A 13,321-nucleotide genomic window follows, 5' to 3' on the forward strand; every position below is an offset into this window, starting at 1 on the left:
AAAGCTGCCACACTGCGCGGCGGTCATCGTTGGCACCAACAGAAGCAGCCGCCCCGCACCACCATGGACATGAGCGTGAAGAAGACCAGCATCAACGCGGCATGGCGGGGGCTGGCGAACTGCCGGGGGTGCGGCATCCGGGACTCGGCACTCTTCGCCGACCTGACGGAACCGGATTTCAACCTGATCCATCTGCCCATCGACGAGATGACGGTGGCGCCGGGGGCCGCACTCTACCATGTCGGCGACGAGCCGGCGGCGCTCTACACCGTGCGCGGCGGGCTGGTGAAGCTGGTGCAGTATCTGCCGAACGGCGGCCAGCGCATCGTCCGGCTGCTGCGCACCGGCGACACCGCCGGGCTGGAGGCGGCGCTGGGCGAGCCCTACCGCCACACCGCCATCGCCATCCATCCGGTCCTGACCTGCCGCATCCCGCGCGCGGTGATCCAGCGCCTGTCGGAGGAGACGCAGCACCTGCACCAGCAACTGATGCGCCGCTGGCACCAGGCGGTGGAGCGGGCCGACGCCTTTCTGGTCGAACTCGGCACCGGCAGCGCCAGGGCGCGGGTCGCCCGGCTGTTCCTGACCCTGGTGGACGACCGCGGCGAGTGCGACTTCTTCGGCCGGGAGGATGTCGGCGCCGTGCTGGGCATCACCACCGAGACCGCCAGCCGCGTGGTGGCGGAACTGAAGCGGCAGGGCCTGCTGGAGGAACTGCGGCCCAACCGCTTCCGCTGCGACGTGACCGCCCTGCGCGAGCTGGCGGACGGGCCTTAGCCCGTCCCCGGCAACGTACCGGCCTTAAGCCGCCCGCATTTCCCCGACCAGCCCGTCGACCTGACCGGCCAGCGTCCGCAGCTGCTCCTGCACGGTGGAGGAGGCCGACAGCACGCGGTTGGCCGATTCCCCCGACTCCCGCGCCGCATCGGCGACGCTGTCGATGTTGCCGCGGACATGCTGGGTGCTGTCCGCCGCCTCGCCGACATTGCGGGCGATCTCGCGGGTGGCGGCACTCTGCTGCTCCACCGCGGCGGCGATGGTGGCGGCGATCTCGTTCACCTCGCGGATGGTGCCGGCGATGGAGCGGATGGCGTCCACCGCCTCCTGCGTCACCGACTGCATGGCGGCGATCTGGGCGGAGATGTCCTCGGTCGCCTTCGCCGTCTGGGTGGCGAGGCCCTTCACCTCCGACGCCACCACCGCGAAGCCCTTGCCGGCCTCGCCGGCCCGCGCCGCCTCGATGGTGGCGTTCAGCGCCAGCAGGTTGGTTTGGCCGGCGATGCTCTGGATCAGCCCGACCACCTCGCCGATGCGGCCGGCGGTCTGGGCCAGCCCCTCCACCGTCCGGTCGGTGCGCTCCGCCTCGTCGGCGGCCTTGCGGGCGATCTGGCTGGAGGCGTGGACCTGGGTGCCGATCTCCTGGATCGAGGCGGACAGCTCCTCCGTCGCCGCCGCCACCGCCTTCACGTTGCCCTCGGCCTGCTGGGAGCTGCCGGCGGCGGTCGTCGCCTCGCCGGCGGTCAGGTCGGCGCTGCGGCTCATGCGCTCGGCCATGCTCTGCATCTCGCCGGCCGCCTGCGAGACGCGGTCCAGCACGCCGCGCACGCTGCTTTCGAAATTCTCGGCCATCTCGACCATGGCGCGGCGGCGTTCGCCGGCGGCGCGGCCGCGTTCGGCCTCGGCCCGTGCATTGGCGGCCTTCGCCTCGTTGGCGGTGTCGCGGAAGACCATCAGGGCGCGGGTCATGTCGCCGATCTCATCCGCACCGGCGGCGGGGATCGCCGCGTTCAGGTTTCCGGCGGCAATCGCCCGCATGGCGTCCGACAGCCCGCTGAGCCGTGCCACGATGTGGCGGCCGACCACCAGCCAGGCCAGGGCGGCGGCGACGATCAGGCTGCCGACCGCGAACAGGACCAGCATCTTGCGGCCGGCGGCGATGGTGTCGTCGGTGCCGGCGACTGCGGCCTTGGCCTCCTCGCGCATCGCGGCGATCTTGCGGTCCACCGTGGCGGCGAAGCGCTGGGCCAGCTGCCGGTTCTCGGCGAGCATCCGCTCGGTGTCGGCCATCGCCGCCAGTTCGCCGCGGCGCAGCGCGATCACCCCCTCCTCGCCGCGGCCGAAGCCGATCAGCGCCTTCACCAGGGCGGCCAGCACCTCGGTGCCGGCGGCATTGTCGCCGGCCTGGGCGCGCAGCGTGCCGATCCGCTCGAACAGCGAGGAGGAGGCGGTGGAGAAGCGCTTTTCCAACAGGTCGAGCCGGGCGGCGTCGGGGGCCTGCGACGCTTCGTTCAGCGCGCCGGTCAGGGCGGTGCCGTAGGTCGACAGCTCCAGGTTCGTGCGGAACTGCTCCAGCCCGCGGCCGAGCAGATCCTGCACCGCCTCCTGCACCTGGGACCGGATGTCGAAGTTGGCGCGCTTGATGTCGCTCTGCACCTTGCGCAGCGGCGCGTTCAGCAGGGTCAGCAGCTGTGCGGCCTGCGTCCGGGCGGAGTTCAGCCGTTCGGCAAGCTGGCGGTCCGCAGCGCCGCCGCCGCTCCCTTCCAGCGCCGCGCGCCGCAGGTCGAAGACATTGTCCTTGCCGTAGCCGAACAGGAACAGCGCGTCGATCTTGCCGGCGGCGTCGGCCGGCAGCCGGTCGCCCAGCGTGCCGAGCGTGGCCGTCACCTGGGAGGAGGCCTCCAGAAAGGACTGCTGCTGGTCGCCGACGGTCTTGGCGTCCTGTGCCGCGCCGGAGCGGTTCATGGCGTCGAGCGCACCGGCGATCCCGCCGCGCAGGTCGTAGAGCGCGATCATCGACCGCACGGCGTCCGACAGGGCCCCCATCTCGCGGTCGGTGCCGCCGTCGAGCGCCATGCCTTTTTCCTGCAAGGCCTGGCTCGACCCGTCGACCAGCGGCGCCAGCGTCTTCAGGAAGCCGTCATAGGTCTGGGCCAGCCGGGTCGAGGCCGCCTCGCGCCGGTCATGCAGCGACAGGCGCCGGGCCACCCCGTCGTTGAGGCGGTCCAGCGTGCCGATCAGGGCGTTGCCGGTCTCGCGCACCTCCGACAAAAGCGGGTCCTGCGGCCGGCGTGCGGCCAGATCGTCCACCAGGGAGAGGAAGCCGCGGGCGCGCTCCTGCGCCTCCGTCCGAAGCCGTTCCCGCTCCTCCTGGCTGGCGGCGCCATCCAGCATCGGGGCGGCCGAGGCGATGGCGCCGCTTTCGCCGGCCAGCCGGGTCGCCAGCTCCATCTCCGGCAGGCTGGTGTCGGCGATCTGCGCCATCGGCCGCTCGACCGCCGAGAAGGACACCAGCCCGACGCCGCTGGCCGCCACCGTCATCGCCGCCATGCCGGCGAAGGCCAGCATCAGCTTCGCCCGCACGCCCAACCGCAGGCCGGGGCGGCGTCCGCCGCCTGTACCGGACAGGTCGGGACCGGTTTGCGGGGCGGTGGTTTCGGCGATGGTCATGGCGTCGGTGTCCCTTGAAGGCGGGTGTGGTCGCTGGTCGATCTGCACGAAACGAGGCCTGCACGAAACGAGGCCGGCACGAACTCTGGCCGGGCGCCTGCAGCCTCGCCTGGGGGGAGGGGGGCTGCGCGTCCGCATTGTGCGCAATCACGGCAATGCAAGCGCCGCGAAGTGCTTGCGACCATCGGCCACACCGGCCCTTGCATGCTTTTCGACAGCGCGAGCAGCCGTCAACTTCTTTTTCCGTGACCGAGAAAAGATAGTCGCCGTCCTTCCGCTATACGGAAGAGGTAGGTAAAATGGATGGGAAAATTTCGCTCGCAGGAAACTCCGTTGCCCACCGCCGGTGGGGTCCGCCCTCATGTGCCGCGGGGGCAGGAGCCGCCTGTCTTCCAGCGGCCAAGCCCAAGCCCCGGCTTGAGCCTATGCGCAAGGATCATGGCCATAGCGGGCAGCACCAAAGCTATCCGGGCTATCGACCGACCCTATCCCTCTGCTTACCCCCACCGGTGAAAAAGCGATCACTTGGATAGCGGTGCGGCCATACCGATGCCGAGTGGAAGCACCGGGATGGCGTGGCTAGCTTCAGACCAGCAAGTTTGCCCGAGGGAATTCGAGAATGCCGCAGGATGCCAGCCCGCCTTACGCCAATTCTTCCCATGAGGGCTTCCAGGCCGCCGGGGCCGCCGGGGGTCTCGGACGTCCGCCCGTCGGCGGCGCCGACGACGAGACGGTCGCCGGCATCCGCTCCGTCCTGGCGGAATGCGGCGGGCTGGCGGTCGATGCCGGAACGCTCGCCATCGACGACGACCTCTATGCCGCCGGCCTCACCTCGCACGGCTGCGTCGGCCTGATGCTGGGGCTGGAGGAGCAGTTCGACGTCGAGTTTCCGGAAAAGCTGCTGAACCGCCGCACCTTCGAGAGCATCGCCGCCATCCGCGAGGCGGTGCGCGGCCTGGTCGACGGGGGCGAGGCGTGAACGCGGCCCTGGCCGGCCTGGCCGAGCTGACTCCAGCATCGGTCCAGGCCCCAGCCAATATCGTGGCCCGCGCGCGCGCCATCGGCGCCGAGATCGCCGCGCGCCACGCCCCTGACGTCGACCGCGACGGCCGCTTCCCCATCGAGGCCTTCGACGCCCTGCGTGCGGAGAAGCTGCTGGGCGTCATGATCCCGGCGGAACTCGGCGGCGGCGGTGCGTCGCTGTTCGATGTGGCCGCGGCCTGCCATGCCTTGGCCCGCGGCTGCGCCGCCACCGGCATGATCTATGCCATGCACCAGATCCAGATCGCCTGTCTGGTCAACCATGGCGGCAACGGCTGGCACCGCGAGTTGATGCAGCGCATCGCCGCCGGCCAGCTCCTGCTCGGCTCCGCCACGACGGAGAAGGAGACCGGCGGCGACATCCGCAACAGCGTCTGCGCCGTGCAGGCGGATCAGGAGGCTGGCGGCGACCGCTTCACCCTGGCGAAGAACGCGTCGGTCATCTCCTACGGCGACCAGTCCGACGTGATCCTGGTCACCGCCCGGCGCAACCCCGACGCCCCGTCGTCGGACCAGGTGCTGGTGGTGGTGACCAAGGACGATTACCGGCTGGAGAAGACCAGCCTCTGGGACGCGATGGGCATGCGCGGCACCTGCTCCGACGGCTACCGGCTGGAGGCGGCGGGCGTCCTCGACCAGATCCTGCCGCTGTCCTACGCCGACCTGTCGGCCCAGACCATGCTGCCGGTCACCCACATCCTGTGGAGCAGCACCTGGCTCGGCATCGCCGCCGACGCGGTCAGCCGCGCCCGCGCCTTCGTCCGCTCGGAGGCCAAGCGCAAGCCCGGCACCACCCCGGCGTCCGCCGTGCGGCTGGCCGAGGCGACCGCCAAGCTCCAGCAGATGAAGGCGGTCATCCTGGCCGCCATCCGCCAGTACGAGCTGGCCTGCGGCTCGCCCGAGCGGCTGACCAGCCTGTCCTTCGCCACCGCCATGGGCACGCTGAAGGTGACCACGTCGGAGCTGGTGCGCGAGATCGTGGAAGCGTCGATCCGCACCTGCGGTCTCGCCGGCTACCGCAACGACACCCCCTACAGCCTGGGCCGCCACCTGCGCGATGCCCATTCCGCCGCCCTCATGATCGGCAACGACCGCATCATGTCGCACATCTCCACACAGCTGCTCGTCCAGCGCGACGGGTCGGGGGCCTTCGAATGAACATGGTCGACATCACGGCCGCCCAGGCCGCCTATCGCGACGCGCTGGTGGAGGCGGGCCTGCTGATCCCGACGGGCGTGGACGGCCTCTATGGCCGCAGCGGCGTCTTCGAGGATGTGGTGGAGCGCTTCGACGCGCTGGTCACCCGCTGGGGCGGCCAGGACGGGGCGGAGGTCATGCGCTTCCCGCCGGCGCTGAACCGCCAGTATTTCGAGGAAAGCGAGTATCTGAAGAGCTTCCCCCATCTGGCCGGCACCATCCACAGCTTCGGCGGCGACGAGAAGGCGCACCGCACCCTGCTGCGCCGGCTGGAGGAGGGCCAGGACTGGACCGAGGATCAGGTCGCGACCGACGTGGTGATGACGCCGGCCGCCTGCTACCCGGTCTATCCGACCATCGCGCGGCGCGGCCCGCTGCCCGGCGAGGGCAAGCTGATCGACGTCTTCTCCTACTGCTTCCGGCATGAGCCGTCGATCGACCCCGCCCGCATGCAGCTGTTCCGCATGCGCGAATACATCCGCATCGGCACCCCCGATCAGGTCGTGGAGTTCCGCGAGCTGTGGCTGGAGCGCGGGCGCGCGATGATGGGCTCGCTGGAGGTGCCGCTCGACGTCGATGTCGCCAACGACCCCTTCTTCGGCCGGGCCGGCACCATGCTGTCGAACAGCCAGCGCGAGCAGAAGCTGAAGTTCGAGCTGCTGATCCCGATCACCAGCACCGAGAAGCCGACCGCCTGCCTCAGCTTCAACTACCACCAGGACCATTTCGGCCATCTGTGGGACATCCACACCGCCGATGACGGCGTTGCCCACACCGCCTGCGTCGGCTTCGGCATGGAGCGCGTGGCGCTGGCGCTGTTCCGCCACCATGGCTTCGACACGGCGCAGTGGCCGGCGTCGGTGCGCAAGGTCCTGTGGGGGTGACCGGGGCCATGTGGACGCCGCGCCACCCCGACGGCTACGACCGCCATCCCCTGCACCAGGGCGAGCGTATCTGGCCGGAGACCAATTGCTACGTCGATCTGTGGATCGAGGCGCTGCACGCCCGCGGACTGGAACCGCGGGCGATGCTGGGCTTCACCGTCACCCAGGATTTTGAAGGCGACCAGTTCACCTTCTTCAAGGTGCCGCTGGAGGATCTGGAGACGCTGTACGGCCTGCGCGTGCAGGAGCTGGCGATCTACGACAGCGTCGAGGCCCATGTGGCCGAGCAGCTGCGGAGGAGTCCCGATGGCGGTCTGGTGCTGGTGGAGGTCGACGGCTTCCATTTGCCGGATACCCGCGGCACCTCCTATGGCACCACCCATGTGAAGACCACGGTCGGCATCGTCCGCATCGATCCGGCCGCCGGGACGATGGACTATTTCCACAATGCCGGCTTCTACCGGCTCGACGGTGCCGACTACCAGGGCGTCGCCGCCGCGGCGGCCGGGCCGCTCTTCCCCTATGTCGAGTTCGTCAAGCCCGGCGGGACGGCGCTGGAGGGCGGGGCGCTGGTCGCCGCCTCGCTCGACCTGCTGCGCCGCCATCTCGCCCGCCGTCCCGCCGGCAACCCGGTGACGGCCTACCGCGCCGCCTTCCCGGAGCATCTCGACCGGCTGCTCGCCCGGCCGATGGAATATTTCCACCTCTACGCCTTCAACCTGCTGCGCCAGCTCGGCGCCAATTTCGAACTGCTTGGCGCCCATCTCCGCTGGCTCGACGGCCCTGGGGAAGCGGTGGAGGCCTGCCAATCCATCGCCGAGGGCGCCAAGGCGATGCAGTTCCAGCTTGCCCGTACGGTGGCGCGGCGCAAGGCGCCCGACCTGACCGACAGCTTCGACCGGCTGGAGCGCGGCTACGACACCGTCATGGGCAGTCTGGCCCGCCGGTACGGGTGAGCAGCGATGGCCCTAATCCGAGCGGTCACGGGACAGCGGCGGACCCTTCTGGATCGGGGATGGACGCTGACCGTCTCGGCGCCCGGCGGACCGGACAGCGGGGAGGGCATCCCCGCCCCGGTTCCCGGCACCGCCGCCGAGGCCCTCCAGGCCGCCGGCCTGTGGTCGGCGGAGGATCCGGCGCCGCTGCATGACAGGGATTTCGTCTACCGCACCCGCCTCAGCGGCCATGGCCCCCATGTCCTGCGCTTCCACGGCCTCGCCACCATCGCGGAGGTGCGGCTGGACGGCGAGCGCATCCTGACCTCCGACAGCATGTATCTGGCCCATGAGGTGCCGGTGACGCTGACCGGCGAGGCCGAACTGTCCATCCGCTTCCACGCCCTGCACCCGGTGCTGGCGGCGAAGAAGGGCCGCGCCCGCTGGCGTCCCAAGCTGGCCGAGCCGGCTGGGCTGCGCTTCGTCCGCACCACCCTGCTGGGCCATATGCCGGGCTGGTGCCCGCCGATCCATGCCGTCGGCCCGTTCCGCCCGGTGGAGCTGGTGGAGGACACCGGCCCCTGCCGTGTCCTCGCCGCCGACCTGCGCACCGCTTATGACGGACGGGACGGCCACCTTTCAGTGCGCCTGACGGTGGAAGGCGCGTCGGCTGGGGCGACCGGTTCGGTCGAGGTCGCCGGCCACACGGCGCCGCTCGTCTTCGACGGGGTGGACGGCTTCACCGCCGATCTGACCCTGCCCGGTGTCGAGCCCTGGTGGCCGCACACCCATGGCGAGCCGGTCCTGCACGGCGTCGCCGCCCGCATTGGATCGGTCGAAGTCGACCTTGGCCGTGTCGGCTTCCGCTCGCTGGTGGTCGACCGCGGCGCGGACGGCACCGGCTTCGCCCTGCTGGTGAACGGCGAGCGGGTGTTCTGCCGCGGCGGCTGCTGGGTGCCGGTCGATCTTGTCGGGCTGTCGTCCGACCGCGCCGCCTACGAGCCGGAGCTGCGCCGGCTGCGCGAGGCCGGGGCCAACATGGTCCGCGTCGGCGGCACCATGCTCTATGAGGGCGACGCCTTCTTCGAGCTGTGCGACGAGCTGGGCCTGCTGGTCTGGCAGGACGCCATGTTCGCCAATTTCGACTATCCGACCGACGCCGCCTTCCTCGGCAGCGTGCGGGCGGAGATCGCCCAGCTGCTAGACCGCACCCAGGCGTCGCCGTCGCTGGCCGTGCTCTGCGGCGGCAGCGAGATGGAGCAGCAGGCGGCCATGCTGGGCCTGCCCCGCGCCTCCTGGGCGCAAGCGGCCCTGACGGCGGTGATTGCGGAGGAGACGACGGCCCGGCGGCCCGACCTGATCCAGGTGCCGAACTCCCCCAGCGGCGGGCCGCTGCCCTTCATCGCCAATGCCGGGGTGACCCATTATTACGGCGTCGGCGCCTACATGAAGCCGCTCGACGATGCCCGGCGGGCGGGGGTGTGCTTCGCCAGCGAATGCCTCGCCTTCGCCAACCTCCCCGAGGAGGATCCGCTCGGCGTTCCGGCGCTCCACCATCCGCGCTGGAAGGCGCGGGTGCCGCGCGATCCCGGCGCCTCCTGGGATTTCGAGGATGTGCGCGAGCATTATCTGGAAAGCCTCTACGCCGTCGATCCGCGCCGCCTGCGCTACGAGGATCCCGACCGCTACCGCCGCCTGTCGCGCGCGGTGACCGGCGAGGTGATGCAGGCGGTGTTCGACGAATGGCGGCGCGCCGGCTCCAGTTGTGCCGGCGGTCTGGTCTGGCAGTGGCGCGACATCGCTCCGGGCGCCGGCTGGGGCGTGGTCGCCGCCGACGGCACGCCGAAGCCGGCTTATTACGCGCTGAAGCGCGCCTTCCGCCCGCTGCGGGTCATCCTGACCGACGAGGGTGTCAACGGGCTGGCCGTGCATCTGGTCAACGACACCGCCCGGCCGGTGGAGGCACTGCTGCGGCTGACCGCATGGCGGGAGGGGGGGCGTGACGGCTCGGTCCCGGTGCTGAAGGCGGAGCGTCCGGTGACGGTTCCGGCGAGGGGTGCGGTGGCGCTGGCCGCTGCCGAACTGACCGACCGCTTTTTTGACACGACCTACGCCTACAGGTTTGGGCCTATCTCGCACGATGTGGTCACGGCGCAGGTGCTGCTGGCCGAAAGGGACGCGGAACCAATTGACGAGTCTCATTATTTTCCAAAGGGACGCTCGCTGCCGCGCGCCGACCTGGGGTTGACGGCGGTGGTCGAGCGCCAGGGGAGCGGAGACGGCGACGCGTGGGCGCTGCGGCTGGCGGCAGGGCGGTTCGCCTGTTCGGTGCATGTCGAGGATGAGCGGTTCCAGGCGGATGACGGCTGGTTCCATCTCGCCCCCGGCGTCGAGCGGGTTGTCACCTTGCGGCCGCGTGCAGGTTCGCAAAGTGGGAATGGGGTTGGGGTTACGGACGGGACGGCATCGGCCGGACGGATGGTGCCAGACGGCGAGGTCCATGCGCTGAACGCGCTGGCGCCCGTCCGCTACAGGGGGAACGCATGAAGCCGACACCGGTGGTGTTCGAGGGTTGTTTCGGATGGCTGCACCCGGCCGAGGGGCTGCGCGGGGTGGTCCTCTGCGGTCCCTACGGGTATGAGGAGCTGTGCGCCCACCGCGCCTGGAAGAGCTTCGCCGAAAGCCTGGCGTCCGCCGGGCTGCCGACGCTGCGGTTCGACTATCCCGGCTCCGGCGATTCGGCCGGCGACGACGGCGAGCCGGACCGGGTGCGCGCTTGGCTGGACGGCGTCAAGGCGGCGGTCCGCCGCCTGCGCGAGGACACCGGCGTCACCGACGTGACCCTGGTCGGCTTCCGCATGGGAGCACTGCTCGCCACCGCCGCCGCGCTGGAGATGGCGGAAGACGGGCAGGGCATCGACAGGCTGGTGTTGATGTCGCCGATCACCTCGGGCCGCAAGGCGGTCCGTGAAATGCAGACCCTGTCCTCCATCGTGCTGCGTCCGGTCTGCAACCCGGAACCGCCGGAGCGCTCCTCCTGGCTGAACGTCATCGGCATGCCGCTGACGCCGGAAACCGCACTGACGCTGGGCGGCCTCAACCCCTGCGACGCGCCGGCCCTGCCGGCGCCGCGCATCCTGATCGCCGACCGGCCGGAGGGGAAGACCCCGGTCAAGCTGGCCGCCCGCTGGCGCACGCTGGGTGCGATGGCGGAGCCGATGGGCGTCAGCGGCATGATGGAGCTGACCCAGCAGCCGCAGCGCGCCCAGGCCGCCGCCGCGTTCGAGCCGGTCCTGCGCTGGATCGTCGCCGCCGCTCCGGTCGCCGCCGGCGCCACCCCGCCGCCGGATCGCCCGGCCGGGCTGATGATGCCGACCGCGGTCGAACGCCCGATCTTCTTCGGCACCGCGCCGGAGCTGTTCGGCGTCTATTGCACGCCGGTCCTGGCCGATCCGGCCGGCAACCGGCCGGCCATCCTGTTCCTGAACAGCGGCGCCACCCACCATGTCGGCTCCGGCCGCGCCACGGTGGTGCAGGCGCGCCGGCTGGCGGCGCGCGGCTACGCCTCGCTCCGCATCGACGCCGCCGGCATCGGCGACAGCCCCGACCGTCCGGGCTTCCCCGACAATCTCCTCTACAACAAGGAGGTGATGGGCGACGTCCGCGCCGCGCTGAACTGGCTGGAGGAGCAGGGGCACGAGCGCGTCGTCGTCATCGGCCTGTGCGCCGGCGGCACGCCCGCCCTGCATGCCGGGCTGGGCGACGACCGCGTCGTCGGGCAGATCGTGCTGAATCCCGGCCGGTTCGAGATGGGCGGCGGCATCGCCGTGTCGGAGCTGATGCGGACGGTCGCCTTCCGCTCCACCAAGGAATATCTGATCGAGGCGCTGAAGCCGGCCCGGCTGCGCGCCAGCTTCCGCAAGCCCGCCCGCCTGACCGGGCTGGCCAGGAGGCTGGCCGGGCGCTTCTTCCGCAAGGTGCTTCTCCGCACCGGCCTGACGCGCCACGCGCTGCGCATGTTCCGCCGCCTGTCGGTGGAAGGCCGGCGGGTGCTGGTGGTCTACAGCAGCGGCGACATGACGCTGGCCGAGTTCTACCTGCATCTGGGCGAGGGAGGCCGGGCGCTGGACGGCCTGTCCGGCATCGAAGTGGCCTATCTCGACCGCTCCGACCACAGCCTGACGGTCTGGGAGGCGCGCGACCGGCTGGACCGCATGATCGACCGCCATCTGGCCGGTCTGGACAGCGCGGCGCAGGCGGACCCCGCCGCCTCGGACCTGACCGGCTGGGGCCTCGATCTGTCATCGGGAGGGCTGCCATCCGGCGAGCGGGTGGGGTAGGGCAAAGGGGGGCGAAGAATGCCCTCTCTCCCCCGGGGAGAGGGAGGGGACCCGCGCTGGAGGCGTGGGGAGGGTGAGGGGGCCGGCGCGCAAAGCGCGTCGCCAAGGGGCATACTGCCCCTTGGCAATCCCCTGGCGCAGGCGTTCCGCCCGCGCTGCCCCCTCACCCAACCCTCTCCCCGGAGGGGAGAGGGCTTATAGGCAGTCGCCTTGACCTGACCTCGTTGCCCCCTCCTTACCCCAGCAGCTCCGCCAGCGACCGCGCCACCACCTGGGTTGCCTTGCGCAGGTCTTCCAGCACCAGCTTCTCGTCGGCGCGGTGGCCGTTGGCTTCCAGCAGGTCGCGTGGGCCGGCGCCGTAGAGGATGGTCGGGATGCCGGCCTCCGAATAATGGCGGGCGTCGGTGTAGAGCGGGATGCCGGTCTGGCCGACCGGAACGCCCAGCACCTCCTGCGCCTGCGCCGCGAACAGCGCCGCCAGCCGTGGCGCGTCGCCGACCGAGCGGAAGGGACGGGCCAGCAGGATGCGGCGGATCGACACGCGGATGCCGTCCCGTCCCGCAGCGGCGCCTTCGATCAGGCCGCGCAGCTCGGCCTCGACCTCGGCCGGGTTCTCTTCCGGGATCATGCGGCGGTCGAGGCGGAAGGTGACGCGGTCGGGAACCACGTTGGTGTTGATGCCGCCCTGGATCAGCCCGATGGTCAGCGACGGGTGGGTGATGCCGGCGACGCCCGACCGGCGCGCCGCCAGCTCCGGCCGGTGGGCGTAGAGCGCGGCCAGGATGCCGGTCGCCGCCTCCAGCGCGTCGTGGCCGGTGTCGGGGCGGGCGGCGTGGGCGGACTTGCCGTCGACCTGCACCTCCAGATGCAGGCAGCCATTGTGCCCGGTCACCACCGAATAGGCGAAGCTGGCCGACACCGCATAATCCGGCTTGGGAATCCCCTGGTCGAGCAGCCATTTCGGCCCGATCTCGCCGCCGGCCTCCTCGTCATAGGTCAGGTGCAGTTCCACCGTGCCCTTCAGCGGAGCCTTTGATTCCATCAGCGCCCGAAGCGCGAAGGCGTAGCTGGCGAAATCCGACTTCGACACCGCCACTCCGCGGCCATACATCACGCCGTCGCGGATCTCGGCGCCATAGGGATCGCTCGACCAGCCCTCGCCGGGCGGCACCACGTCGCCATGGGCGTTCAGCGCCACGGTTGGGCCATCCCCGAAACGGTGGCGGATCACCAGATTGGTGGCGCTGATCATGCCGTTGGCCCGCACCAGCTCGGCCGGCACCGGATGGCGCTCCACCGTGAAGCCCATCGCCTCCAGCAGCTCGGCGGCGCGGACGGCGTGGGGCGCGCAGTCGCCCGCCGGATTGTCGGACGGCACCTTCACCAGCTCCGCCAGGAAACGGACCTCCTCGTCGAAGCGGGCGTTCACCGCCTCATCCAGGGTGGCGGCGAGGGAGGGGGACAGGTCGGTCATGGC

The 13,321-nt window shown here is 70.9% G+C and carries 9 protein-coding genes; 7 read left to right on the plus strand and 2 right to left on the minus strand.

Going from position 1 to position 13,321, the window contains the following annotated elements; genetic code table 11:
- Window positions 1-75: 75 nt before the first annotated feature.
- Window positions 76-777, plus strand: coding sequence for a Crp/Fnr family transcriptional regulator (locus ACWPN8_RS00595; protein WP_492239549.1), 702 nt, complete (start codon window positions 76-78; stop codon window positions 775-777).
- A 24-nt stretch (window positions 778-801) separates the two neighbouring features.
- On the opposite strand, the gene ACWPN8_RS00600 is transcribed toward ACWPN8_RS00595, so the two are convergent.
- Window positions 802-3,447 carry a methyl-accepting chemotaxis protein gene (locus ACWPN8_RS00600; RefSeq protein WP_492239550.1) on the minus strand — a complete coding sequence of 882 codons (2,646 nt, stop codon included), beginning with the start codon at window positions 3,445-3,447 and terminating at the stop codon, window positions 802-804.
- Between the two features lie 619 nt (window positions 3,448-4,066).
- Between ACWPN8_RS00600 and ACWPN8_RS00605 the strand changes: the two genes are divergently transcribed.
- From ACWPN8_RS00605 to ACWPN8_RS00630, 6 genes are read left to right on the plus strand one after another with little or no spacing between them, the layout of a single operon-like run.
- Complete coding sequence (locus tag ACWPN8_RS00605) at window positions 4,067-4,426, plus strand: acyl carrier protein (RefSeq protein ID WP_492239551.1); 360 nt, start codon at window positions 4,067-4,069, stop codon at window positions 4,424-4,426.
- Window positions 4,423-5,646, plus strand: a complete 1,224-nt coding sequence (locus tag ACWPN8_RS00610; RefSeq protein ID WP_492239552.1) for an acyl-CoA dehydrogenase family protein — start codon at window positions 4,423-4,425, stop codon at window positions 5,644-5,646. Before ACWPN8_RS00605 ends, ACWPN8_RS00610 begins: the two co-directional genes overlap by 4 nt.
- A complete protein-coding gene (locus ACWPN8_RS00615) occupies window positions 5,643-6,569 on the plus strand; it encodes an amino acid--[acyl-carrier-protein] ligase (RefSeq protein ID WP_199237656.1) in 927 nt (308 codons plus the stop codon). The genes ACWPN8_RS00610 and ACWPN8_RS00615 overlap by 4 nt, the downstream gene beginning before the upstream one ends.
- A complete protein-coding gene (locus ACWPN8_RS00620; protein ID WP_492239553.1) occupies window positions 6,566-7,525 on the plus strand; it encodes a DUF1839 family protein in 960 nt (319 codons plus the stop codon). Before ACWPN8_RS00615 ends, ACWPN8_RS00620 begins: the two co-directional genes overlap by 4 nt.
- Before the next feature lie 6 nt (window positions 7,526-7,531).
- Complete coding sequence (locus ACWPN8_RS00625; protein WP_492239554.1) at window positions 7,532-10,051, plus strand: glycoside hydrolase family 2 protein; 2,520 nt, start codon at window positions 7,532-7,534, stop codon at window positions 10,049-10,051.
- The gene (locus ACWPN8_RS00630) at window positions 10,048-11,844 is read left to right on the plus strand and encodes an alpha/beta hydrolase (RefSeq protein WP_109448996.1); all 1,797 of its coding nucleotides are present in this window, start codon (window positions 10,048-10,050) and stop codon (window positions 11,842-11,844) included. The genes ACWPN8_RS00625 and ACWPN8_RS00630 overlap by 4 nt, the downstream gene beginning before the upstream one ends.
- Window positions 11,845-12,079: 235 nt before the next feature.
- On the opposite strand, the gene ACWPN8_RS00635 is transcribed toward ACWPN8_RS00630, so the two are convergent.
- The gene (locus tag ACWPN8_RS00635; protein WP_492239555.1) at window positions 12,080-13,318 is read right to left on the minus strand and encodes a M20/M25/M40 family metallo-hydrolase; all 1,239 of its coding nucleotides are present in this window, start codon (window positions 13,316-13,318) and stop codon (window positions 12,080-12,082) included.
- Between the last annotated feature and the right edge of the window lie 3 nt (window positions 13,319-13,321).

The organism is Azospirillum sp. UENF 112521 (genome assembly GCF_058780665.1).